This window comes from uncultured Roseibium sp., assembly GCF_963675095.2.
Classification (GTDB): Bacteria; Pseudomonadota; Alphaproteobacteria; order Rhizobiales; family Stappiaceae; genus Roseibium.
Genome location: NZ_CAXXSJ010000049.1, coordinates 77,730 through 100,204, shown reverse-complemented (window position 1 = coordinate 100,204; position 22,475 = coordinate 77,730). Strand labels below are relative to the sequence as shown.

The 22,475-nt window shown below is 58.9% G+C and carries 21 protein-coding genes; 7 read left to right on the top strand and 14 right to left on the bottom strand.

Annotated features, from left to right (window positions below; translation table 11 throughout):
• Positions 1–103 precede the first annotated feature (103 nt).
• The 6 genes from ABIN98_RS18655 to mnmE all read right to left on the bottom strand — a co-directional run bounded on the left by ABIN98_RS18655 (position 104) and on the right by mnmE (position 7,715).
• A complete protein-coding gene (locus ABIN98_RS18655; protein WP_346908896.1) occupies positions 104–1,051 on the bottom strand; it encodes an IS110 family transposase in 948 nt (315 codons plus the stop codon).
• A gap of 609 nt (positions 1,052–1,660) precedes the next feature.
• The gene (locus ABIN98_RS18650; RefSeq protein ID WP_346912067.1) at positions 1,661–2,572 is read right to left on the bottom strand and encodes a ParB/RepB/Spo0J family partition protein; all 912 of its coding nucleotides are present in this window, start codon (positions 2,570–2,572) and stop codon (positions 1,661–1,663) included.
• A gap of 111 nt (positions 2,573–2,683) precedes the next feature.
• Complete coding sequence (locus ABIN98_RS18645; RefSeq protein WP_346912066.1) at positions 2,684–3,508, bottom strand: ParA family protein; 825 nt, start codon at positions 3,506–3,508, stop codon at positions 2,684–2,686.
• Entirely contained in the window at positions 3,505–4,179 is a 675-nt protein-coding gene (rsmG, locus tag ABIN98_RS18640; RefSeq protein ID WP_346912065.1) for a 16S rRNA (guanine(527)-N(7))-methyltransferase RsmG, read from the bottom strand. The genes ABIN98_RS18645 and rsmG overlap by 4 nt, the downstream gene beginning before the upstream one ends.
• On the bottom strand, positions 4,179–6,059 hold the full coding sequence (gene mnmG / locus ABIN98_RS18635) for a tRNA uridine-5-carboxymethylaminomethyl(34) synthesis enzyme MnmG (RefSeq protein ID WP_346912064.1): 1,881 nt from the start codon (positions 6,057–6,059) through the stop codon (positions 4,179–4,181). The genes rsmG and mnmG overlap by 1 nt, the downstream gene beginning before the upstream one ends.
• A gap of 306 nt (positions 6,060–6,365) precedes the next feature.
• Positions 6,366–7,715, bottom strand: coding sequence for a tRNA uridine-5-carboxymethylaminomethyl(34) synthesis GTPase MnmE (mnmE, locus tag ABIN98_RS18630; RefSeq protein WP_346912063.1), 1,350 nt, complete (start codon positions 7,713–7,715; stop codon positions 6,366–6,368).
• A gap of 133 nt (positions 7,716–7,848) precedes the next feature.
• Between mnmE and ABIN98_RS18625 the strand changes: the two genes are divergently transcribed.
• Positions 7,849–9,864, top strand: a complete 2,016-nt coding sequence (locus ABIN98_RS18625; RefSeq protein ID WP_346912062.1) for a thioredoxin domain-containing protein — start codon at positions 7,849–7,851, stop codon at positions 9,862–9,864.
• On the opposite strand, the gene ABIN98_RS18620 is transcribed toward ABIN98_RS18625, so the two are convergent.
• The 4 genes from ABIN98_RS18620 to hemE form a co-directional block, all read right to left on the bottom strand.
• On the bottom strand, positions 9,854–10,417 hold the full coding sequence (locus ABIN98_RS18620; RefSeq protein WP_346912061.1) for a GNAT family N-acetyltransferase: 564 nt from the start codon (positions 10,415–10,417) through the stop codon (positions 9,854–9,856). The genes ABIN98_RS18625 and ABIN98_RS18620 overlap by 11 nt on opposite strands.
• 143 nt (positions 10,418–10,560) lie before the next feature.
• The gene (gene rho / locus ABIN98_RS18615) at positions 10,561–11,826 is read right to left on the bottom strand and encodes a transcription termination factor Rho (protein WP_346912060.1); all 1,266 of its coding nucleotides are present in this window, start codon (positions 11,824–11,826) and stop codon (positions 10,561–10,563) included.
• A 264-nt stretch (positions 11,827–12,090) separates the two neighbouring features.
• Positions 12,091–12,525, bottom strand: coding sequence for a protoporphyrinogen oxidase HemJ (gene hemJ / locus ABIN98_RS18610; protein WP_346912059.1), 435 nt, complete (start codon positions 12,523–12,525; stop codon positions 12,091–12,093).
• Positions 12,526–12,530: 5 nt separating this feature from the next.
• Entirely contained in the window at positions 12,531–13,559 is a 1,029-nt protein-coding gene (gene hemE, locus ABIN98_RS18605; protein ID WP_346912058.1) for a uroporphyrinogen decarboxylase, read from the bottom strand.
• 430 nt (positions 13,560–13,989) lie between these two features.
• On the opposite strand from hemE, the gene ABIN98_RS18600 reads away from it, so the two are divergent.
• The 5 genes from ABIN98_RS18600 to dnaQ all read left to right on the top strand — a co-directional run bounded on the left by ABIN98_RS18600 (position 13,990) and on the right by dnaQ (position 17,727).
• Positions 13,990–14,832: a pyruvate, water dikinase regulatory protein gene (locus tag ABIN98_RS18600; RefSeq protein WP_346912057.1), complete on the top strand. Its 843-nt coding sequence runs from the start codon at positions 13,990–13,992 to the stop codon at positions 14,830–14,832.
• 40 nt (positions 14,833–14,872) lie between these two features.
• A complete protein-coding gene (locus tag ABIN98_RS18595) occupies positions 14,873–15,472 on the top strand; it encodes a Maf-like protein (RefSeq protein WP_346912148.1) in 600 nt (199 codons plus the stop codon).
• Complete coding sequence (locus ABIN98_RS18590; RefSeq protein ID WP_346912056.1) at positions 15,469–16,329, top strand: shikimate dehydrogenase; 861 nt, start codon at positions 15,469–15,471, stop codon at positions 16,327–16,329. The genes ABIN98_RS18595 and ABIN98_RS18590 overlap by 4 nt, the downstream gene beginning before the upstream one ends.
• Positions 16,326–16,913: a dephospho-CoA kinase gene (gene coaE / locus ABIN98_RS18585; protein WP_346912055.1), complete on the top strand. Its 588-nt coding sequence runs from the start codon at positions 16,326–16,328 to the stop codon at positions 16,911–16,913. The genes ABIN98_RS18590 and coaE overlap by 4 nt, the downstream gene beginning before the upstream one ends.
• A gap of 97 nt (positions 16,914–17,010) precedes the next feature.
• Positions 17,011–17,727: a DNA polymerase III subunit epsilon gene (dnaQ, locus tag ABIN98_RS18580; protein ID WP_346912054.1), complete on the top strand. Its 717-nt coding sequence runs from the start codon at positions 17,011–17,013 to the stop codon at positions 17,725–17,727.
• Positions 17,728–17,797: 70 nt separating this feature from the next.
• On the opposite strand, the gene ABIN98_RS18575 is transcribed toward dnaQ, so the two are convergent.
• Positions 17,798–18,784 (bottom strand): D-glycerate dehydrogenase, encoded by a 987-nt coding sequence (locus ABIN98_RS18575; RefSeq protein ID WP_346912053.1) that lies wholly within the window; start codon positions 18,782–18,784, stop codon positions 17,798–17,800.
• A 249-nt stretch (positions 18,785–19,033) separates the two neighbouring features.
• Here ABIN98_RS18575 and ABIN98_RS18570 point away from each other — a divergent pair, with 249 nt between their 5' ends.
• Positions 19,034–19,558 carry an SH3 domain-containing protein gene (locus ABIN98_RS18570; protein WP_346912052.1) on the top strand — a complete coding sequence of 175 codons (525 nt, stop codon included), beginning with the start codon at positions 19,034–19,036 and terminating at the stop codon, positions 19,556–19,558.
• A gap of 72 nt (positions 19,559–19,630) precedes the next feature.
• Here ABIN98_RS18570 and fabI read toward each other — a convergent pair whose 3' ends face one another.
• The 3 genes from fabI to fabA form a co-directional block, all read right to left on the bottom strand.
• Positions 19,631–20,443, bottom strand: a complete 813-nt coding sequence (fabI, locus tag ABIN98_RS18565) for an enoyl-ACP reductase FabI (protein ID WP_346912051.1) — start codon at positions 20,441–20,443, stop codon at positions 19,631–19,633.
• Positions 20,444–20,453: 10 nt separating this feature from the next.
• Positions 20,454–21,677: a beta-ketoacyl-ACP synthase I gene (gene fabB / locus ABIN98_RS18560; protein WP_346912050.1), complete on the bottom strand. Its 1,224-nt coding sequence runs from the start codon at positions 21,675–21,677 to the stop codon at positions 20,454–20,456.
• Positions 21,678–21,809: 132 nt separating this feature from the next.
• Complete coding sequence (gene fabA, locus ABIN98_RS18555; RefSeq protein ID WP_346912049.1) at positions 21,810–22,316, bottom strand: 3-hydroxyacyl-[acyl-carrier-protein] dehydratase FabA; 507 nt, start codon at positions 22,314–22,316, stop codon at positions 21,810–21,812.
• Positions 22,317–22,475: the final 159 nt, after the last annotated feature.

Genomic DNA, 22,475 nt, shown 5'->3' with positions numbered 1-22,475 from the left:
ATCAGCCAAATTCTTCGTCGTCATGCCCGGACTTGATCCCACTGCTGTCCGGTTTGAGTATTACTGAATATGGCAATCCGCTTGATCTGAGAGTTTGTTGTCATCAACTCTGTTTTGCGAGTCCGTCTCTGAGTTTTGCATTTAGGATGACGATGATCTTTCGCATGACGGCGGATATGGCGACGATCGGTTTCTTACCGTTTTCGACCAGGCGTTGATAGAACTGACGTAAAGGTCCCTTAGCGCGGCTAGCGGCCAGGGCTGCCATGAACAGGGCGGTTCGGACATTCGCCCGCCCGCCGCGCATTTTCCTGTAGCCTTTGAGCGTTCCGCTGTCTCTTGGGTGCGGGGCCACACCGGCCAGGGAGGCGGCCTGCCTGCGGGTGAGGGTTCCCAACTCCGGCATGGTTGCGGCCAGGGCCACGGCCGTGCGCGGCCCGACACCGGGCAAAGATAGACAGATTTGGACCCTCCGCTTGAGGGACTGACAGCAGTCGATCAGTGCGTCGATCTCTTGATCGATACGTTCCAGAGCTCGGGCAAGGCTTCGCAACAAGACCCTGCAGGAGGCCTGGATCACGTCCTCTCCTGGGGCTTTGAGACGGTTGGTCTCCGCCACCTTGAGGTCGATGAGATCCTGACGCCTGGCCACCAAGGCGGTCAGTCTTTTCTGCTCAGCCTGGACGGGAGCGAACAGGGGCAGCGATGCCCACCGCTCCTGGCCGTAGCGAGCCAGCGCCCTGGCATCGATGGCATCGGTCTTGGCAAGCGTGCCGTAGGAGCGCGAAAAGGCTTTGACTTTCAATGTATCGGCCCGGTGACAGGCAATGCCGGCAGCCGTCAGCGCGTCGATAAGCCAGGCCTCGTGACCTCCGGTCGGCTCACAGACCGCCAGGCTGTCGGGCTCGAGGCGGGCAATCAGTTTACGCAAGGAGCTTCGGTTGTTGTCGACCGTGTTCACCTTGCCGGCTGCACTGTCGAACACGGTGATCGTGTCCTTGGCAACATCGAAGCCAACAACACGCACAGGAGCTTGCTGCAAAACCGCCATGACGATGGTATCCTCTGCATGCTTCGGATTGTTTGCGGGCGTGGTTCAGGCCAGAGGCCCAATCAACTCTCCAAGCGGGAAAAGGAAGCGACAGGGAACCTTGATGACTACGGGTGAAAGCCCGATCCCAGCACGGTCGCCTGTCACTGGTCTCCCGGAATTCCGCTCCGGGAGACCAATCCCATCATAACATCGCTCAAAACAAACAATCCCAGCGAAGGCTGGGATCCAGTAATCTATTGAATCTGCTATCTTTTCCACTCGCAGGCCACACGGAGTACCGGATTCCGGTCTTGCCGCTTCCGCGTCAAACCGGAATGACAAGTGGGCAGACCATCGCGTGTCTCTAAGCCGAACGATCTGAAATTCTTCAATCTTTCAAATGGGATATAGGAGAGGTTCAACATTAAAATGGACAGCAGTGGACTTGATCCGGGCATCCATGCCAATTCCTCGCCACAAGGCGAAGCTGTTATGGTGGATAGGTAACGGCATGGATGCCATGGTCGAGCCATGGCAAGACGGTGGTATTGGATGGGGCTCGTCCGAAACCCAAACCAACCGCAGAGCATTAATTACGGCTGCGAATCGAGCCTTGGAAACCGAGGCCTAGCGGGTTTCGACGCCCAGCTTCCGGCAGATCTCGTCAAGTTGCTCAAGCGAGGTGTACTTGATCTTGAGATCGCCGGATTCCTTGCCCGGCTTATGGCCGACGGAGACCTTCAGCCCGAGCGTGTCGGTCAGGCGTTTTTCCAGCGCCTTGGTATCCGCATCCTTGTCCGCCTTGGCAGCGGACGGCTTCGCACCGCCCTTCAGCTTCGTCAGGGCTTCCGGATCCTGGGCAAGCTTTTCCGCGTCGCGCACGGTCAGACCCTTTTCAACGATGATCTCGGCAAGGGCGGCCGGGTCATCCACCGTGATCAGCGCTCGGGCATGACCGGCGGTCAGCAGACCTTCGGCAAGGTAATCCTTCACCGAGTTCGGCAGCTTCAGAAGACGCATGGTGTTGGCCACGTGACTGCGGCTTTTGCCGATTACCTTGGCAAGCTGTCCCTGGCTGTATTCGAATTCCGCCGTCAGTTGATCGTAGCCCATGGCCTCTTCGATCGGATTCAGATCGGCACGCTGGACGTTTTCGATGATCGCAATCTCGAGCGCTTCCTGGTCGGTCACGTCCCGGATGATGATCGGCGCCTCATGCAGCCCCGCCCGCTGCGCGGCCCGCCAGCGGCGTTCGCCGGCGATGATTTCATAGCGGTCCGTCTTTCCCGCGGCCGGACGCACCAGGATCGGCTGAATGATCCCCTTCGCCTTGAGGGATTCCGCCAGATCGCCCAGATCCTTTTCGGTGAAGGTCTTGCGCGGGTTGCGCGGGTTCGGCTCCAGATGCTCGATCGGTACCTTTCGGGTATCCCGTGGCGGCGTCCGTTCAGGTGCGGAGCCCTGACTGGGAGCCGCCTCGCCGATCAAAGCCGCGAGACCGCGCCCCAAACGTTTGTTCTTGCCGCCTTCATCCGCCATGACGCACCCGTTTTTCTTTTTATCTCAATTAGTTAGTTATATATCTGCCGTTTATCCCGAGAGCTTTTGCACCCTCGGGTCAATTCGGATCCGATTCGTTCAGCCCAAGGATCAGGCCGCAACCCGCCGCAGTTCGCGCTCGCGCTGGATAATCTCCGACGCAAGGCGCAGATAGGCCTGGCTGCCCGAACATTTCAGATCGTAGAGCAAGGCCGGCTTGCCGTAGGACGGTGCTTCGGAGATACGCACGTTGCGCGGAATGATCGTCTCGTAGACCGCATCTCCCATGGTTTCGCGCACATCCGCGACCACCTGGCTGGAGAGGTTGTTGCGGCTGTCATACATGGTCAGCACGATGCCGTGGATCGTCAGTTCCCCGTTCAGCGCGTTACGCACCTGTTCCACGGTGCTGAGCAGCTGACTGAGGCCTTCAAGGGCGAAGAATTCGCACTGCAGCGGAACCAGGATGGAGTGCGACGCTGAGAGCGCATTGATCGTCAGCAGGTTCAGGGACGGCGGGCAGTCGACCAGAACATAGGTAAAGCCAACGTCATGAAAAAGATCCGACTGGGCGAACCGTGCAATGGCGTTGCGCAGGCGATAGGCCCGGTCGCCACTGGAGGCGATTTCCAGTTCGAGGCCCAGCAAGTCCATGGTCGACGGCGCGACCCAGAGGCGCGGCACGGCCGTATCCTTGACCGCCTCTTCCAGCGAGCAATCACCGCTCAGGACATCGTAAGTCGAAAGACCGCGGTCCCGGCGCTCAATCCCCAAGCCGGTGGAAGCGTTGCCTTGCGGGTCGAGGTCGATGACCAGCACCTTTTCACCGATGGCGGCAAGCGCTGTTCCGAGATTGATGGCTGTGGTTGTTTTCCCGACGCCACCTTTCTGGTTGGCAAGAGCAAGCACACGCGGAGACTCTGGAAGCATGCTCATGTGGCGACGCCTTCCTGGTTAGGCCGGGCAGAAATGTTGGAAAGAAGAAGCATCCGGCTCGTTGGATCAATGAGACTTTTCTTTTCTACCAGATCGAATGTCCAAGTGTGAGACGCTTCGTTAATCTCCCGTTGAAAATCTTGGCCTTTGTGGAAAACAGCCCTCGCCCCGCGCGCCGTAAACGGTTCTGAAAGCTTCAATAACAGCTCCAGAGAGGCTAGAGCCCGTGCGGACACGGCATCCACCGGACCTTGGCTCCATTCTTTCGCTACCGATTCGATCCGTCCCGGATAAACCGTCCCCTTTGATCCCGTCTCGCGCAGGACTGTACGCAGGAACGCCGCCTTGCGCTGGTTGCTCTCGATCAGGTGGACATGGGCATCCGGCACATCCGCCAGCAGGATCGCCGTCACGATACCGGGAAACCCGCCGCCGCTACCGATATCGACCCAGGTCCTAGCATCCGGCAAGGACCACTGGGTCTGCAAGCTGTCGACCACATGTCGAACCCAGATATCGGGAATGGTCGAGGGCGCGATGAGGTTTTGCGCCGGCTGCCACTTCAAAACCAGGTCGACGTAGATCTGCAGGCGTTCCACAGTTTCACGTGAAACATCCCCATACTTATGCACAACCTGTGCAGTGTCTTTCAAAGGAGGCACCTTCGCCATCAAGCCGCCCCCTTGCGCGGTTGAAGGCGTTTGACGTGAGACAGGAGCAGGGTCAGTGCCGCCGGCGTCATCCCGTCCATGCGCGAGGCCTGGGCCAGTGTCGATGGCCGGACCGTTTCCAGCTTCTGCTTCACTTCATTGGAAAGACCAGCCAGCGCATTGAAGTCGAAATCCTCAGGAATCGCCAGAGCCTCGTCCCGCTTTAGCGCCTCGATGTCCGCTGCCTGCCGTTCCAGATAAACCGCATAAAGCGCGTCCGTCGCCACCTGTTCGGCAATATCCTTATCGATCCCGCCAAGCTCCGGCCAAATTGTTGTCAGCCGTTCGTAACCCATATCCGGATAGGACAGTAGGTCGAATGCGGTCCGGCGGATGCCGTCCTGGTTGATCGGGATCCCCTTCTTCACGGCTTCAGCCGGCGTGACCGACAAGGACGTCAACAAGGACCGGGCTTCCTCAATCGCGCGCATCTTCGTTTCGAAAGCGACTCGACGGGTCTCCGAGACACAGCCAAGTTCCAGACCCAACGGTGTCAGTCGCTGATCTGCGTTGTCCGCCCTGAGCGACAGCCGGTATTCGGCCCGCGAAGTGAACATCCGATACGGCTCGGTGATACCCCGCGTCGTCAGATCGTCGATCATCACGCCAATATAACCCTGGCTGCGATCGACAATGAACGGCCCGCTGCCGGATGCCTTCCGCGCCGCATTGAGCCCTGCAACGAGCCCCTGCGCACCGGCTTCCTCGTATCCGGTCGTGCCATTGATCTGGCCCGCCAGAAACAACCCGTCGCACTTGTGCAGCTCCAGCGTCTGCTTCAGCTCACGCGGATCGACGTGGTCATATTCGATGGCATAGCCCGGCTGTATCACAGCGACGTTCTCCAGACCCGGAATGGTCTTCAGAAACGCCAGCTGAGCGTCTTCCGGAAGCGAGGTCGAGATCCCGTTCGGATAGACCGTGTGATCGTCCAGACCTTCCGGTTCCAGGAAGATCTGATGACCGTCCCGATCGCCGAAGCGGACAATCTTGTCCTCGATCGACGGACAGTAGCGCGGCCCCCGCCCCTTGATCTCGCCGGAGTACATGGCGGAGCGGGAGAGGTTCTCCCGGATGATCCGGTGGGTTTCCGGCGTGGTCCGGGTGATGTGACACGACACCTGCGGGATGGTGATCCGGTCGGTCAGGGTCGAGAACGGAACCGGCTCCTCATCGCCGGGTTGTTCTTCCAGGCGAGCCCAGTCAATCGTCCGGCCATCGAGCCGCGCCGGCGTGCCCGTCTTCAGGCGGCCGAGGTCAAGTCCGAGTTCTTCCAAAGACAGGGACAGGCCCATGGCCGGCGCTTCGCCCGAACGTCCCGCCGGGATCTTCTTGTCACCGATATGGATCAGCCCACGCAGGAAGGTGCCGCTGGTCAGCACCGCCGCGCCACAGGCGATCTCACGACCGTCGGCGAGCACAACGGCGACGATACGTCCGTTGTCATAAATGAAACGATGCGCCTCGCCCTCGACGACTTTGAGATTGTCGGTCTCGGAAATCTCCGCCTGCATGGCTTCGCGGTAGAGCTTGCGGTCGGCCTGGGCCCGGGGTCCGCGAACGGCCGGACCCTTGCGCCGGTTCAGGAGACGGAACTGGATCCCTGCCCTGTCGGCGACCCGACCCATCAGTCCATCCAGCGCATCGATCTCACGGACGAGATGTCCCTTGCCGAGACCGCCGATTGCCGGATTGCACGACATGACGCCGATGGTGTCGAAGCGATGTGTGACCAGAGCCGTCCGCGCACCCATGCGCGCAGAGGCCGCAGCTGCCTCACAGCCGGCATGGCCACCGCCAATCACCACCACATCATATGTCAGAATCTGTTCGCTCATCATGACCACCGCATCCGAGATCCATCTGCTCTCGAACCACCATACACTTTCTGTTTTGAAACCATCCTGCGTGCCTGGAATTCACCACAGGCCGGACAGGGAATACATGCACCTTCACCGGGCGCCGATCTTTGGCGATCTTATAAGGGTCCGGGGAAGGCAGGTCAAAGGCAAACAGCATCTGTCGATGCGCCCTCAAATCGGCCGCCGCAGTATCACGCAAAGACCTTAAAATGATTCACGTGAAACATGTTCCGGTTCTGAATCGATCCTCGGATTCCCTCGCAAAAAGGATTCACGTGAAACACCTCACTTGCCGATACAGAAGTCCCGGAAGATCACGTCGAGCAGATCTTCCACATCAATCCGACCGGTGATCCGCCCGAGTGCATCCGCCGCCCGGCGCAATTCCTCCGCCCGAAGTTCCAAAGGCAGGCTGGCGCTGGCCAAGGCATCGGACAGGGCCTGCTGGCATTCGATCAGGTAGTGGCGATGCCGTTGACGGGTCGCCAATGGCTCCTCGCCCACGGAAATTGTTTCTTGAGCGAAACTGGAAAGATGGCCAATCAGGCCTTCCATTCCCTCGGTGGATTTAACGGAGCAAGGGATTTCAAGGATTGTTCCGGAAGAGTCTCGTTTCGAAAGAGTCTCAAGATCGCTCTTTGTCCGAACCGTCCAGACCGGCACCCAGTCCTGGATTGTCTCCGGCAGTCCGCTTTCCGGGTCATCTGCCTCCACCCCTCCGGGTTCGACCGCCCATAAGATAAGGTCGGCCGTTTCACCGCGTTCACGCGCCCGGCGGATCCCTTCCCTCTCGACCACAGCTTCCGTCTGCCGCAGACCCGCGGTATCGACCAGCGTGACCGGATAGCCCTCCAGATCCAGATGCACCTCGATCACGTCCCGGGTGGTCCCCGCCTCTTCCGTGACGATCGCCACGTCCCGGCCGGCGATCGCATTCAACAGGCTCGACTTGCCGGCATTCGGCGCGCCCATCAGGACGACCTGCAAACCGGACCGCAGCCGTTCGCCGCTTCTCGACCGCGCCAGATGATTGCCAATCTCATTGATCAGGATCTGGCACTCTGCCCAGATCTCGTTGGCCACACTGCCGGGGACATCTTCCTCGTCGGCGAAATCGAAGTCCGCTTCGATCATCGCCCGCATATGGATCAACCGGTCCCGCCAGTCGTCGTAAAGCTCACCGAGCGCACCCCCCATCTGCCGCAGCGCCTGGATCCGCTGCGCTTCGGTTTCAGCTGCGATCAAATCGGCCAGGCCCTCGACCTCGGTCAAGTCCATCCGCCCGGCCTCGAAGGCTCTGCGGGTGAATTCGCCTGCTTCGGCCGGCCGGCAGTTGTCCATGCCTGACAGCACCTCGAGCACGGCCGCCACAACAGCCCGTCCGCCATGGCACTGCAGCTCGACCACATCCTCTCCGGTAAAGCTCGCCGGCCCCTCGAAGACGAGAACCAGGGCCTCGTCCAGCATCTCGTCGGTGACCGGATCGCAAAGTTCCCTGACAGCGGCAAATCGCGGCTCCGGCACGTCTCCACAAATCAGGCGCAAAACATCGATGGCATCGGGTCCGGAAATCCGGATCACCGCAACCCCGGACGGAACCGCACCGCTTGAAAGCGCAAAGATCGTTTCAGCCATTCACCACTCACCTGCCCCGTAACGGCAGCAGACCTTTCTCTGCAAAACGGCTTGCCCTGCCGGTCCGCGTCATTACCTTCTTAGTCCAGAGAGCTTCCGCCTCATTCCGCCAAACAGAAAGATCTCCTTCCCGATGACCGAAAACCGCCTGGCCAGTTCCACCAGCCCCTACCTTCTCCAGCACAAGGACAACCCGGTCCACTGGTATCCATGGGGTCCGGAAGCCCTTGCCGCGGCCAAGGCGGAAAACAAGCCGATCCTGTTGTCGGTCGGCTATGCGGCCTGCCACTGGTGTCACGTCATGGCCCATGAGAGCTTTGAGGATGCCTCAACCGCGGAAGTCATGAACCGCCTCTTTATCAATATCAAGGTCGATCGGGAAGAACGTCCCGACATTGACCAGATCTATATGAAGGCCCTGCATGTACTCGGCGAACAGGGCGGCTGGCCGCTGACCATGTTCTTGACGTCAGACGGCGAACCTTTCTGGGGCGGCACCTATTATCCGAAGGAAGCCAAGTGGGGACACCCCGCCTTCGTCGACATGCTGGAAGCCGTCTCCCGCACCTATCATACGGATCGGGACCGAATCGAAACCAACCGCTCCGGCCTGCTGGAGGCCCTGAAGACCGAGATCACCCCCACCGCCCCCATCGATCGCAGCCTGATGATGGCCGCCGGAGAACGGCTCCTGTCGCTCTATGATCCCGAACACGGCGGCATCAAGGGCGCTCCCAAGTTTCCGCAAGCCTCCATCCTTGATCTTATCTGGCGCACCGGGCTCAGGGCCGGAAGCGACAAAGCCAAGGAGACCTTTCTTCACACCCTGCGACAGATCAGCAATGGCGGCATCTATGATCACCTGAAAGGCGGTATCGCCCGTTATTCCGTCGATCATCTCTGGCTCGTGCCCCACTTCGAAAAGATGCTCTACGACAACGGCCAGTATCTCGACCACCTCGTCACCGCCTACCTGGCAACTGGTGAAGACCTGTTTCGAAACCGAATCGAGGAGACCGTCGGCTGGCTGCTGGACGAGATGCGTATGGAAGGCGGCGCCTTTGCCGCCAGCCTGGATGCGGACAGTGAAGGGGTCGAAGGCAAGTTCTACGTCTGGACCGCGGAGGAAATCGCCGAGGTTCTCGGCGACGACGACACGGCTCTTTTTGCCAAAGCCTATGACGTTTCGCCTGAAGGCAACTGGGAAGGTGTCACGATCCTCAATCGCCTCAAAGCCCCAAGCCTGTCCGCAAAGGACGAAGCCCGCCTTGCCCGCTTGCGTAAGAAGCTCCTGGAACGCCGCAGCACCCGCATCAAGCCGGGTCTCGACGACAAGATCCTCGCCGACTGGAACGGCCTGACGATCGCTGCCCTAGCCCGTGCAGCGCGTTTTGTTTCACGTGAATCATGTCTGGAAGCAGCGAAGACCGCCTATGGCTTCATAATGGAGACGATGAACCGTGACGGCCGCCTGGGGCATTCCTGGCGCAAAGGCCGCCTGCTCCTGCCCGGCTTTGCCTCCGACTACGCCAACATGATGAATGCCGCCCTGGCCCTGGCTGAGGCCATTCCCGATCAGGCATCCGGCTACATTGCCGATGCCGAGAAACTCGGCAAGGTATTGGTCCAAGACTACCAGACGGAGGAAGGTGCCTTCTATCTGACCGCTGCCGACGCGGAAGGCCTGATCGTTCGGCCTGTTACCTCCGCGGACGAGGCGACACCCAATCCCAATTCCATGGCAGCCCTCGCCTTTGCCAAACTCTACATTCTGACCGGAAAAACCGAGTATCGGGATCTGGCGGACAAGGTTCTTATAGCCCTTTCCGCCGACATTCCAAAGAACGTCTTTGCGACCGCATCTCTGCTGACCGCCTTCGACACCCGTACCAATGGCCGTCTTGCGGTGATTGTCACACCAAGCGGTTCGGATCCGAATCCTTTCCTCAAGGTCCTTTCCAAAGCCGTCGACCCCGCCCTTCATTGTCTCGTTCTCGAATCGACGGAAGACCTGCCGTACGATCATCCGGCCAAGGGCAAGAATGCACTCGAAAATAAACCAACCGTCTATCTCTGCCGCGAAGGCACCTGTTCCTTTCCGATCACAAGACGCAAGGATCTGGAGGAAGCTCTCACCGTTATCGCGTAGGGCCCTGCGCCCAATCGTTCCGGGCGAGCCGGTAAAGCACATGCGGTTCCAACGGATGTCCCGGCTCGATAGCCGGATGGAGAAAGTCATCGGCCGGATTTCGATGCATGCCGAGGCGCTGCATCACCCTTTGCGAGGGCTCATTCGTTACCGTGGTGAAGGAAACGATTTCATCCAGCCCCAAGGTTTCGAAACCGAATCCAATCCAGGCCCGTGCCGCTTCCGTGGCAAAGCCGTGTCCCCAGGCATAGCCGGCCAGCCGCCAGCCGATTTCCACACACGGATCGAACGGCAGGAGCTTAGCGTAGCGGGGCCGGGAAAGTCCGACGAAACCCAAGAAGGAGCCGGTGGCCTTTTCCTCAATGGGTGAAAAGCAGAAGCCATCGGTCCGTGTTCGCTCCCTGGCAATGTCGATCATTGCATCGCTCTTTTCCCGGGTCAGGACGGACGGGAAATACCGCATCACTTCGGGGTCTGCATTGAGCATGGCAAACGGTTCGCGATCCTCCTCCTGCCAGGGACGAAGGATCAGCCGTTCGGTTTCCAGATACATGTTCGTCAATGCCTTTGAACCGGGTCCGAATCAATGAAGCAATTCTGCCTGATTCACGTGAAACAGGTCGTTAACAAATAGTTAAGGCGCGGCTCCTTCCGGAGACCGCGCCCTGACAATTTTCTGACCGGATCCGAATCGGATCAGGCATTCATGCTGTCGAAGAAATCGTCGTTCGATTTGGTCTGCCTCAGCTTGTCGAGCAGGAATTCGATCGCATCGACGGTTCCCATCGGATTGAGGATACGACGCAGGACAAAAGTCTTCTTGAGCTTCTCGGCCGGAACCAGGAGCTCTTCCTTACGCGTCCCGGACCGCTGAATATCGATCGCCGGATAGACGCGCTTGTCGGAGATCTTCCGGTCGAGGATGATTTCGGAGTTACCCGTACCCTTGAACTCTTCGAAGATGACTTCGTCCATGCGGCTGCCGGTATCGATCAGCGCCGTTGCGATGATCGTCAGCGAGCCGCCCTCTTCGATGTTACGGGCCGCACCGAAGAACCGCTTCGGGCGCTGAAGGGCGTTGGCGTCGACACCACCGGTCAGGACCTTGCCCGACGACGGCACCACCGTGTTGTAGGCGCGACCCAAGCGGGTGATGGAGTCGAGCAGGATGACCACGTCACGACCATGTTCGGTCAGGCGCTTGGCCTTCTCGATCACCATTTCCGCGACCTGGACGTGACGGGACGCCGGTTCGTCGAAGGTGGAGGACACCACTTCGCCGTTCACCGTGCGCTGCATGTCGGTCACTTCTTCCGGACGCTCGTCGATCAGGAGAACGATCAGATAGCATTCCGGATGATTGGTGGTGATCGACTTTGCGATGTTCTGCAGGAACACCGTCTTACCTGTCCGCGGCGGAGCGGTGATCAGCGCACGCTGGCCCTTGCCGAGCGGAGCCACCAGATCGATCACGCGGGCGGAGAAATCCTTGTTGGTCGGATCTTCGATTTCCATCTTGAACCGCTCGTTCGGATAGAGCGGTGTCAGGTTGTCGAAATGGACCTTGTGGCGAGCCTTGTCCGGATCTTCGAAGTTGATCGTATTGACCTTCAGAAGAGCGAAGTAACGTTCGCCTTCCTTCGGGCTACGGATCTGGCCTTCCACCGTATCCCCGGTGCGCAGGGAAAACCGGCGGATCTGGGACGGAGAAACATAGATGTCATCGGGGCCCGGAAGATAATTCGCATCGGGCGAGCGCAGGAAGCCGAATCCGTCCTGCAGCACCTCGACGACACCCTCGCCGATAATATCGACATCCTGGGCGGCAAGGTTTTTCAAAATAGCGAACATCAGCTCCTGCTTGCGCATGGTGCTGGCGTTTTCAACTTCAAGCTCCTCCGCAAACTGCAGAAGTTCTGTCGGTGTTTTTTCTTTTAGGTCTTTGAGTTTCATTTCCCGCATCAAGTTGGGGTTCACTTATGGTGTTATGTTGGGAAGGTACTTCTATGGCTGTGGCTGGAAAGCGCAGTCAGAAGAATAGTGAGGGAACTGCCGGATTTGTCTTGAGGAGACGACCGCTGCCTGAGGAATCCGAGAATTGTCCTGGCGCCGGTTGGAAGTCGCGCAGAACATAAGGCGTTTCGCAGGAATTCGCAAGCCCGCAAATTCCCGTAGGTGACGGTGCGTTTAAAATCGCACCGCCAACTTCATTTTGGATCCGAATCTTCAGAACGGTTTGACGATCACAAGGATGACGATACCGATCATCAGAACCGTCGGTACCTCGTTCAGCATCCGGTAGAACCTCGCCGGCCGGGTATTTTCATCCCGCGCGAAGGCCTTCACACAACGCGACAGAAATCCATGTGCGCCCGACATGAGCAGGACCAGGGCGAATTTCGCATGGAACCAGCCCGCTTCGTAGAAACCGCTGTCATAGGCTAGCCATAGGCCGAATATCCAGGAAGCGACCATGGCCGGGTTGATGATGGCTTTCAGAAGCCGCCGTTCCATGACCTTGAAGGTCTCGGACTGTTTCGATCCCGGTTCCGCGTCGACATGATAGACGAAGAGCCGCGGCAGATAGAGCATGCCGGCCATCCAGGCGATGATCGAAATGACATGCAGCGCCTTGATCCATGAGTAGAGATCCGTCGCCATCGCCCTTATCCCTTCCTGACCCGCTCGACCATACGCGCGACATTCTTCGGATCCGCGTCCGGTGTAATGCCATGGCCCAGGTTGAAGATCAGCGGCCCCTTGTCGAAGGTCTTCAGGATGTGATCGACCCCCTCGTCCAAGGCCCTGCCGCCGGCCACCAAGCGCATCGGATCAAGATTGCCCTGGATCGGGACTTGTCTCTGGATCTCCAGCGCCAACGCATCCGGTGCCGTCCAGTCGAACCCGACCGCATCCACACCGGTACCTTCGATGAACTTGGCCATCCGCGCCGAAGAGGCTTTCGGGAAACCGATGATCTTCGCGCCGGGACGCTCCGCTCTGACACCGTCGACGATCGCCCGCGTTGGCTTGATCGACCAGCGCTCGAAACCGGCATCGTCGAGCACGCCGGCCCAGGTGTCGAAAATCTGAACCGCATCCGCACCGGCATCGAGCTGGCGGATAAGATAACGGATCGAAGCGGTCACGAGCTGATCGATAAATCTCTGCATCAGGTCCGGATCGCGATAGGCCCCGACACGCGCGGCAACCTGTTCCTGGGTGGTATGGCCGGCAACGGAATAACACGCCACCGTCCAGGGAGCGCCACAGAAGCCCAGGAGCGTGGTTTCAGTGGGGAGCTCCGCTCTCAGGCGTGAAACCGTCTCTATGACCGGTTTGAGATGATCCTCGGCCCGATCCTGTTCCAGACGATCCAGGAGATCGGAAGACAAAGGTTCTAGAACCGGACCACGTCCCTCTTCAAAGCGAACCGGATATCCGATCGCGTCGGGGACGACGAAGATGTCTGAAAACAGGATCGATGCATCAAAGCCATACCGGCGGATCGGCTGGAGAGTGACTTCCGTTGCTAGGTCCGGGTTGTAGCAGAAGTCCAGAAAGTTCTTCGCCTTCGCCCTGACTTCCCGATACTCCGGGAGGTACCGTCCCGCCTGACGCATCATCCAGATTGGAGGTGGCCAGAGCTTCTCTCCGGCTAACACACGCATGACGGCACGGTCTTGAGACTTCATGAGGCAATGACCCTTTCACACATTCCAGCTCTTAAAGAATCTTATATTTAGATTCTGATTTTTCTTATTGTGCGTGGATTAGCTGGATCATTTGATATCCACAATCGTTCAAGCGCACATTCGGATCGGGATAAATCGTCTCAGATTCTGGACAACGTATCCTCCACAGGAGTCGATAAGTCAGAAAATAAATGAAATACAGTAACTTATCGGAAAGTTTACGATTGGTTAATAATTATGGCAGCGGTGAATCACTTGTCAATTTCTCTTGGTCATTCTGTTAATTCACATGAGCCTGGAATCGTTTCGCCGGGAGTCAGCGCAAATTAACGGTCTGTTCATAAATCCGGCTCAGCGGGTACAAACACCATGACGAGAACTCCGGCCGCCCTGTCGGCCACAAATAATCAACAGCCCTGGGGATGATACCGTGAACAAGTCCAGACACTATTTTCATCTCCATCTGGTCTCCGATTCCACCGGCGAAACCCTGATGACCGTCTCCCGCGCGGCAACGGCCCAATATGAAAACGTGCAGGAGATCGAGCACGTCTATCCGTTGGTCCGGACCCAGAAGCAGCTTGACCGGATCCTCAGTGAAATCGAGTCAGCACCGGGGATTGTTCTCTACACCCTGGTCGATACGGAGCTGGCCTCCAGACTGGAACGGAGCTGCATGGAGCTGGGTATTCCCATCGTTAACATCCTTGCGCCGGTTTTTGCCGTCTTCCAGTCCTATCTGAACGTGACCCAGACCCACCGGATCGGCGGCCAGCACGAACTGGATGCGGAATATTTCAAGCGCATGGAAGCGCTGAACTACACCATGATGCACGACGACGGGCAGATCTGGGAGGATCTGGAATCCGCCGATATCGTCCTGCTTGGGATCTCCAGAACCTCCAAGACGCCGACCTGCATCTATATGGCGAACCGGGGCATCAAGGCGGCGAACGTGCCGCTCATTCCGGATATTCCCCTGCCGCCCGCGGTCACGAACCTAAAGAAGCCTTTGATTGTCGGATTGATTGCGTCGGCGGAACGAATCCAGCAGATCCGCAGGAACCGGGTTTTGTCGCTCCATTCGGAAAACTACAACGAGACCTATGTGGACCGGAAGGAAATCGCCCGGGAGATCACCATGACCCGGCGCCTGTGTTCGGAAAACGACTGGCCGCTGATCGATGTTACGCGCCGGTCGATCGAGGAAACCGCCGCGGAGATCATGGGCCTTTTCCGTGAAAAAAAGGCACGCGAGGAAGGGGAAGCCTGATAGGACTTCGTCCAACAGCAAGCAGATAATTTCCGAAAGGATAGCAATGGCACTCGTTCTGGCAAGCGGCAGCCGTATCCGCGCCGAACTTCTGGAAAATGCCGGACTGTCGATTGAGATCGATCCGGCCGATATCGATGAGCGCGCCGTGGAGGAGCCGCTGCTGAAGGCAGGCTTTTCCCCCGAGGATCTGGCATTGGTCCTTGCGGAAGCCAAGGCGAATGACGTCAGCGAACGCCGGCCGGGCGACCTGGTGATCGGCGCCGACCAGATCCTGGCGTTCGAAGGCGAACGCCACACCAAACCGGAAAACATGGAAGCCGCCCGCCGTCAGCTTCTGGCCTTTTCCGGCAAGACCCATGAACTTCTCTCCGCCGTGGTGATTTCGAAAGACGGTGAGGCGATCTGGCGCCATGTTTCGACGGCAAAGCTCACCATGCGCAAGCTGACGCCCGCTTTCATCGGTCATTATCTGGCGCAGGTCGGTGACGTCGCGCTTTCCAGCGTCGGCGCCTACCAGCTGGAAGGCCCGGGTGTTCAGCTTTTTGAAAAAATCGAAGGCGATTATTTCACCGTACTCGGACTGCCGCTGTTGCCGCTTCTCGCCGAACTCCGCAATCTGAACGTACTTGAAACATGACCGGAAAAATGAAGGCCGAAAAGATCAGGGCCGGCGTCACCGGCTGGCCTGTCGCCCAGTCCCGCTCGCCCTTGGTTCACGGCTATTGGTTGAAAAAACACGGCATCGACGGATCGTATGAGAAGATCCCCGTCTCGCCGGAAGAGGCCGAGGCTTTTTACGGCAACCTGGCAAGCTCGGGCCTGACGGGATGCAACGTGACCATCCCCCACAAGGAAACCGCCGCGGCTGCCTGCGATGTTCTGGACGACGCGGCGCAAAAAATGGGGGCCGCCAACACGCTCTGGCTCGATGAAACCGGCCGGCTTTGCGGAGCCAACACCGACGGTCTTGGTTTTCTGGGAAATCTGGACCAGATGGCCCCCGGCTGGGACGACAAGCGCGACTGCGCCATCGTCCTGGGCGCCGGCGGTGCCGCCCGCGCAATCGTCTGGGCCTTGTGCTCCCGGAAATTCACAGAAGTGCATATCTTCAACCGAACCGCTGAAAAGGCCAGCCGGATTGCGGATCAGTTCGGCTCTACTGTTCATGCTCATTTGTGGGATAAGCTGGGGACATTCCTTGGAAAAGCCGATCTGTTGGTCAATACCACGTCTCTGGGTATGGCGGGAAAGGCGCGGCTTGAAATCGATCTCGGTGATCTGCCGAAAGAGGCGCTTGTAACCGATATCGTCTATGTGCCGCTCATGACCGATCTGCTGAAACAGGCAGCCGAACGGGGAAACCGGACGGTCGATGGTTTGGGCATGCTTCTGCACCAGGCCGTTCCGGGTTTCGAAAAATGGTTCGGCGTTCGACCGCAAGTGGACGACGATTTGCGCCGGCTTGTGCTTCAGGATCTGGAGCAAGTGCCATGATCAAGCTCGGCCTGACCGGCTCCATCGGCATGGGCAAGTCGACCACGGCGAAGATGTTCGCCGCCAGGGGTATTCCCTGCCATGACGCAGACGCGATGGTGCACCGGCTCTATGCGGGCCGCGCAGTGCCCTTGATCGAAGCCGAATTCCCCGGAACGGTGGTTGACGGCAAGGTCGATCGGACCCTGCTCTCGCCCCACGTTATCGGCAAGCCTGACGCGATGAGGCGCCTGGAGGCGATTATCCACCCTTTGGTCCACGAGGAAGAAAAAACCTTTCTTCAAAAGGCCAGGGCGGAAGGCCGAAGGATCGTTGTCCTCGATATTCCCCTTCTGTTTGAAACCGGCGGGGAACGCCGGGTCCATGCGTCGGTTGTGGTAACGGCCGATGCGGCAATTCAGAAAGCCCGCGTGCTGGCTCGGGACGGCATGACCGAGGAAAGGTTCAATGCGATCGTCTCAAAACAAATGCCGGATCACGAAAAACGCCGCCGGGCGCATTTCCTGATCGATACCGGTTTGGGGCTCGAAGCGGCTGAACGCTCGGTCGCCGCGGTCCTGAGAGCCGTTGCCGGCATGGTCTGAGTGGCGAACCGGGGGACAAGTGTTTCCCGGACCTTGCCCAGCGTAAAACAATCGGCAGACTCAAAACGCCGGATAATTTCGAAAAAGACCTGAAGACATGCGCGAAATATCGTTCGATACGGAAACGACAGGCCTGAACCCGCGCGGCGGCGACCGTCTTGTTGAAATCGGCGGCGTTGAGCTGTTCAACCACGTTCCGACCGGAAATTTCTATCACGTCTACATCAACCCGGAACGGGACATGCCGATCGAGGCCTTCAACGTTCACGGGTTGTCTGAGGAATTCCTGTCCGACAAGCCGCTATTTGCCCAGATCGCGGATGAGTTTCTGGAATTTGTCGGCGACGCGACGCTGGTGATCCACAACGCGGCCTTCGACATGGGCTTCATCAACATGGAGCTGGAACGCGCCGGCCGGCGTGCCATCCCCAATTCCCAGGTGCTCGACACGCTGGATCTTGCCCGCCGCAAGCATCCGGCAGGGCCCAACTCTCTGGATGCCCTGTGTTCGCGCTACGGCATCGACAATTCCAGGCGCACGAAACACGGCGCGCTTCTCGATTCCGAACTGCTGGCGGAAGTCTATATCGAGCTGATCGGCGGCAAACAGGCAGCGCTCAGCCTGACACCGGAAGAGGATCTGTCCGACAGCAACGCCGGAAACGGTTCCGGGGAATTCGGCAGCCTCGGTAGCTTTTCCGCCCGGCAAAGACCCAAACCGCTTCCGCCCCGGATCCGCGATGATGAGTTCGCGGCCCACAAGGCCTTTATCGAGGGCATGGGTGAAGGCGCTATCTGGAACAAGTACCGCTGAATAAAAAAACCCGCCGAATTGGCGGGTTTTCTGATTGGAACGGATCCGAATCCGTCAAAGCCCAAATTCGTCAGAGCATGGACGGCAGGACACGGTCCGGCGGACGGTGACCGTCCATGAAGGTCTTGATGTTGATGATGACCTTTTCGCCCATCTCGATACGGCCTTCGAGGGTTGCCGACCCCATATGGGGCAGCAGCAGGACGTTTTCCATCTCGGCGAGCTTCGGATTGACCGCAGGCTCATGTTCGAACACGTCGAGACCCGCACCGGCAAGATCGCCGGATTCCAGCATCCGGATCAGTGCGTTTTCGTCGATCACTTCACCGCGGGCGGTGTTGACCACATAAGCGCCCTTCTTCATCAGCTTCAGACGCCGGGCAGACAGCAGATGGAAGGTTGCCGGCGTGTGCGGACAGTGGATGGAAACCACATCCATACGCGCCAGCATCTGGTCGAGGCTGTCCCAATAGGTGGCTTCCAAGGCGTCTTCCACGTCCGGAGCGACCCTGCGGCGGTTATGATAGTGGATCGACATGCCGAACGCCTTGGCGCGACGGGCAACCGCCTGGCCGATTCGGCCCATGCCGATGATGCCGAGGCGTTTTCCCCAGATCCGGTGACCGAGCATCCAGGTCGGAGACCATCCCGTCCATTCGCCGGATTCGATTGCCTTGATGCCCGCAGCCAGTCGGCGCGGCACGGCAAGCATCAGCGCCATGGTCATGTCGGCGGTGTCTTCCGTCAACACGCCCGGTGTGTTGGTGACGTTGATGCCCCGGTTGTTGGCGGTCAGCACATCGATGTTGTCGACGCCGTTACCGAAGTTTGCGATCAGCCGGAGATTCGGTCCGGCCTGGGACAGAACCGAGGAATCGATCCGGTCGGTGACCGTCGGAACGAGAACATCGGCGGTTTTCACCGCTTCGACGAGTTCGGCCTGACTGAAAGGCCGGTCGTTTTCGTTTAGCCGCGTCTCGAACAATTCGCGCATGCGGGTTTCAACGACATCCGGCAATTTCCGGGTTACGACGACCACAGGCTTCTTTTTCGCCATCCCAAACGCCTTTTGCGTTTCGTTGAGGTCACATTAACCACAACAGTCCAACCTTGACGCAACCGTATCCGGGAGCGCCCGCCAATACTCCCTTCTCCTTACCAGATGGCCCGGCAGAAACAAGTAGACGGAAGCGCACGGTGTATAGCCTTTCGGGGCATACTGGTTTTTCAGCGCCGATTTCGCTACAGGTTTTGCATGAAGTCAGGCCCCTTTGAAATTGGACAACCGAATAATATGGCCCGCTTGATGACAAGACGTCAGACCGGACTCCTCACCCTCTTCGCTTTTCTGCTCCTTGTGGGGCTTCCGCTGCAGGCCCTGGCCCAGGCGAGCCAGACCGGCGCGAGCGGATTGACCGTTCCTCGCTTCGTCAGCCTGAAGTCGGACCGGGTCAATGTCCGCGTCGGCCCGTCGCGCGAACACAACATCGCCTGGACCTTTGTTCAGGCCGGTCTGCCGGTCGAGATCATTCAGGAATTCGAGAACTGGCGCCGCATCCGCGATTGGGAAGGCAAGGAAGGCTGGGTATTTCACTCGCTCCTGTCCGGCCGCCGGACCGCGCTGGTCACGCCATGGGAAACGACCGGCCGGACGCCGTTGCGCGCCCGCTCCAAATCCGATGCGGATATAGTCGCGGAACTGGAGCCGAAGGTTCTGGCAACCGTCGAGGAATGTGCGGGTGGTTGGTGCAAGGTCAGCGGCGAGGGTTACGAAGGATGGCTGGATCAGACGCGCCTCTTCGGGGTCTATCCGGACGAAGTGATCAACTGACGCGGGCTTTGAGGCTCAAACAAAAAGGGCGGCCGAAAGCCGCCCTTTGTCGTTCTGGAAAAGGCCGAACCGTTAGTCGGTCGTGTGTTCCTGAACCTTCAGTTCGTTGAGCCGCGGCATGGAAATGATATTGTAGCCGCTGTCGACGAAATGGACTTCGCCGGTCACCCCGCCGGAAAGCTCCGACAGAAGGTAGAGCCCGGTTCCGCCGATTTCTTCCAGAGAGACCGTCCGGCCCAGCGGCGAATTGCGTTTCTGGTAGTTGAACATCAGTCGTGCATCGGACACGCCCGAACCGGCCAGGGTTCGCACCGGACCCGCCGAAATCGCGTTTACGCGGATGTTCTGCTCGCCGTAGTCGACGGCAAGATAACGCACGGAGGATTCAAGCGCCGCCTTGGCAACGCCCATGACGTTGTAGTTCGGCATCACCCGCGTCGATCCGCCGTAGGTCAGCGTGATCATGGATCCACCGTCCGGCATGAGCGTTGCCGCCCGTTTTGCGATCTCGGTGAAGGAGAAGCAGGAAATCAGCATGGTCCGGGTGAAGTTTTCCCGGGACGTATCTGAATATTTTCCACGCAGCTCCGACTTGTCGGAAAAGGCGATGGCATGAACGAGAAAATCGATCGTGCCCCATTTTTCCTTCAGGGTGTCGAATACCGCATCGACGGTGGTGATGTCTTCCACGTCGCACGGCAGGAGAATGTCGGCACCGATCGATTCGGCCAGCGGCCTTGTCCGCCGTCCAAAGGCGTCGCCCTGATAGGTGAACGCCAGTTCCGCACCGTGTTCCGACAGCGTTTTGGCAATGCCCCATGCAATGGAGTGATCGTTGGCCACGCCCATGACGAGGCCGCGCTTGCCCTTCATCAAACCCGACATTCAGGGCTCCTCAACCGTGATAACGCGACAGGGCAAGAGAGGCGTTGGTACCTCCGAAGCCGAAGCTGTTGGAAAGCACGGTGTCGAGGCCGGCATTGTCGACCCGCTCGGTGACGATTTCGTCCTTGTGCAGGGCGGGGTCCAGTTCGGTGATATTCGCCGAAGCCGTGATGAAGTCGTTCTGGAGCATCAGCAGGCAGTAGATGGCTTCCTGAACGCCGGTGGCGCCGAGGCTGTGACCGGTCAGGGACTTCGTGGACGAAGCCGGCGGCTGGTTGTCGCCGAACACGCGGCGGATCGCCTGGATCTCGCCAATGTCGCCGACCGGGGTCGAAGTGCCGTGGGTGTTGATGTAGTTGACCTTGCGATCGCCCAGGGTGGAAATCGCCAGTTCCATGCAGCGTTCGCCGCCTTCGCCGGACGGTGCGACCATGTCATAGCCGTCGGAATTGGCGGCATAACCGGTCACTTCCGCATAGATCTTCGCGCCGCGGGCCTTGGCGTGTTCCAGTTCTTCCAGGACGACGACACCGCCGCCGCCGGCGATTACGAAGCCGTCGCGGGTCGCGTCATAGGGCCGGGAAGCGGTGGACGGGGTATCGTTGTACTTGGAGGACATGGCGCCCATGGCGTCGAACAGGCAGGACAACGTCCAGTCCAGTTCCTCGCCGCCGCCGGCGAACATGACGTCCTGCTTGCCCCACTGGATCTGTTCCGTGGCCGCACCGATGCAATGCGCCGACGTGGAACAGGCCGAGGTGATTGAATAGTTGATCCCCTTGATCTTGAAAGGGGTCGCCAGGCAGGCGGAATTGGTCGAACTCATGCCGCGCGTGACCATGAACGGCCCCATGCGCTTCGGCGAACCCTTTTCCAGAACGATCTGATGGGCCTGGAACAGGTTCTTGGTCGACGGACCACCGGATCCCATGATCAGGCCGGTCTTCGGGTTGGAAACGTCGGCTTCCTCCAGACCGCTGTCGGCGATCGCCTGCTGCATGGCAATGAAGTTATAGGCCGCGCCGTCGCCCATGAAGCGCAGCTGGCGCTTGTCGACCAGAGCGGGAATGTCCACGTTCGGCATTCCGTGAACCTGGCTTCGGAAACCGTGTTCGGCATAGTCGGGCGCAAAGACGATCCCGGATTTGCCTTGCTTAAGGCTTTCCAGAACTTCCTGGGTATTGGCGCCGATCGACGACACGATCCCCATTCCGGTGACGACTACCCGCCTCATTACGGTCTCCTGTTCAGTGTGTAGCCGGTTCGGCGTGCACGAGCCGTCCGGTTTATCCATTTTTGAAAATAGGTCCGGCGCCGGCCGGATGCCAGGCAGTCAGGTGCCTGAACGCCTCATCGGCGAAGCGGATCAGGTTTGAGCCAGACCGACCCGCAGGTCCTTCGCCTGGTAAATCTGTTTGCCGTCGGCCTTGAGCCAACCGTCCGCGATGCCCAGGACCAGACGGCCTTTCATGACGCGTTTGAAATCGATGCCGTATTCAACCAGTTTGACGTCCGGCGTCACCATGCCCTTGAATTTAACTTCCCCGGTGGACAGCGCCATGCCTTTGCCCGGCAGGCCGAGCCAGCCGAGGAAAAAGCCCGTCAGCTGCCACATGGCATCCAGGCCGAGACATCCCGGCATGACCGGATTGCCCTGGAAATGGCAGGGGAAGAACCAAAGGTCCGGCTTGATGTCGAACTCCGCGCGAATGAACCCCTTGTCGAATTCGCCACCGGTTTCGGAAATTTCCGTGATCCGGTCGAACATGAGCATGGGCGGCAGCGGCAGTTGTGCGTTGCCTGGTCCGAAAAGCTCACCGCGTCCACAGGTGAGAAGATCTTCGTAGTCGTAGCTGGAGCGCCGCTCGGTCATTCAGGGTCCGTTTATGTGCTTTGCATCTGGCTCTCGCCGAAGCGTCAGGCCAGAGGTCGGTTTTCATTTGGTATTCGGCGCCTTCCTAACACAGGGTTACCTGCTCTGGAAGTCCACGAAGGCGGTAAGTTTCCGCCGTTTGCGTCAGTTTTTTCACAA

Excerpts from the sequence above, each read along its gene's own strand:
- ABIN98_RS18650 (WP_346912067.1), bottom strand. The coding sequence starts at position 2,572 with ATGGCGGATGAAGGCGGCAAGAACAAACGTTTGGGGCGCGGTCTCGCG.
- dnaQ (WP_346912054.1), top strand. The coding sequence starts at position 17,011 with ATGCGCGAAATATCGTTCGATACGGAAACGACAGGCCTGAACCCGCGC.
- fabI (WP_346912051.1), bottom strand. The coding sequence starts at position 20,443 with ATGTCGGGTTTGATGAAGGGCAAGCGCGGCCTCGTCATGGGCGTGGCC.
- fabB (WP_346912050.1), bottom strand. The coding sequence starts at position 21,677 with ATGAGGCGGGTAGTCGTCACCGGAATGGGGATCGTGTCGTCGATCGGC.
- ABIN98_RS18625 (WP_346912062.1), top strand. The coding sequence starts at position 7,849 with ATGACCGAAAACCGCCTGGCCAGTTCCACCAGCCCCTACCTTCTCCAG.
- mnmE (WP_346912063.1), bottom strand. The coding sequence starts at position 7,715 with ATGGCTGAAACGATCTTTGCGCTTTCAAGCGGTGCGGTTCCGTCCGGG.
- coaE (WP_346912055.1), top strand. The coding sequence starts at position 16,326 with ATGATCAAGCTCGGCCTGACCGGCTCCATCGGCATGGGCAAGTCGACC.
- fabA (WP_346912049.1), bottom strand. The coding sequence starts at position 22,316 with ATGACCGAGCGGCGCTCCAGCTACGACTACGAAGATCTTCTCACCTGT.
- hemE (WP_346912058.1), bottom strand. The coding sequence starts at position 13,559 with ATGAAGTCTCAAGACCGTGCCGTCATGCGTGTGTTAGCCGGAGAGAAG.
- ABIN98_RS18655 (WP_346908896.1), bottom strand. The coding sequence starts at position 1,051 with ATGGCGGTTTTGCAGCAAGCTCCTGTGCGTGTTGTTGGCTTCGATGTT.
- ABIN98_RS18590 (WP_346912056.1), top strand. The coding sequence starts at position 15,469 with ATGACCGGAAAAATGAAGGCCGAAAAGATCAGGGCCGGCGTCACCGGC.
- ABIN98_RS18570 (WP_346912052.1), top strand. The coding sequence starts at position 19,034 with ATGACAAGACGTCAGACCGGACTCCTCACCCTCTTCGCTTTTCTGCTC.
- ABIN98_RS18620 (WP_346912061.1), bottom strand. The coding sequence starts at position 10,417 with ATGTATCTGGAAACCGAACGGCTGATCCTTCGTCCCTGGCAGGAGGAG.
- mnmG (WP_346912064.1), bottom strand. The coding sequence starts at position 6,059 with ATGATGAGCGAACAGATTCTGACATATGATGTGGTGGTGATTGGCGGT.
- ABIN98_RS18645 (WP_346912066.1), bottom strand. The coding sequence starts at position 3,508 with ATGAGCATGCTTCCAGAGTCTCCGCGTGTGCTTGCTCTTGCCAACCAG.
- rsmG (WP_346912065.1), bottom strand. The coding sequence starts at position 4,179 with ATGGCGAAGGTGCCTCCTTTGAAAGACACTGCACAGGTTGTGCATAAG.
- ABIN98_RS18575 (WP_346912053.1), bottom strand. The coding sequence starts at position 18,784 with ATGGCGAAAAAGAAGCCTGTGGTCGTCGTAACCCGGAAATTGCCGGAT.
- rho (WP_346912060.1), bottom strand. The coding sequence starts at position 11,826 with ATGCGGGAAATGAAACTCAAAGACCTAAAAGAAAAAACACCGACAGAA.
- hemJ (WP_346912059.1), bottom strand. The coding sequence starts at position 12,525 with ATGGCGACGGATCTCTACTCATGGATCAAGGCGCTGCATGTCATTTCG.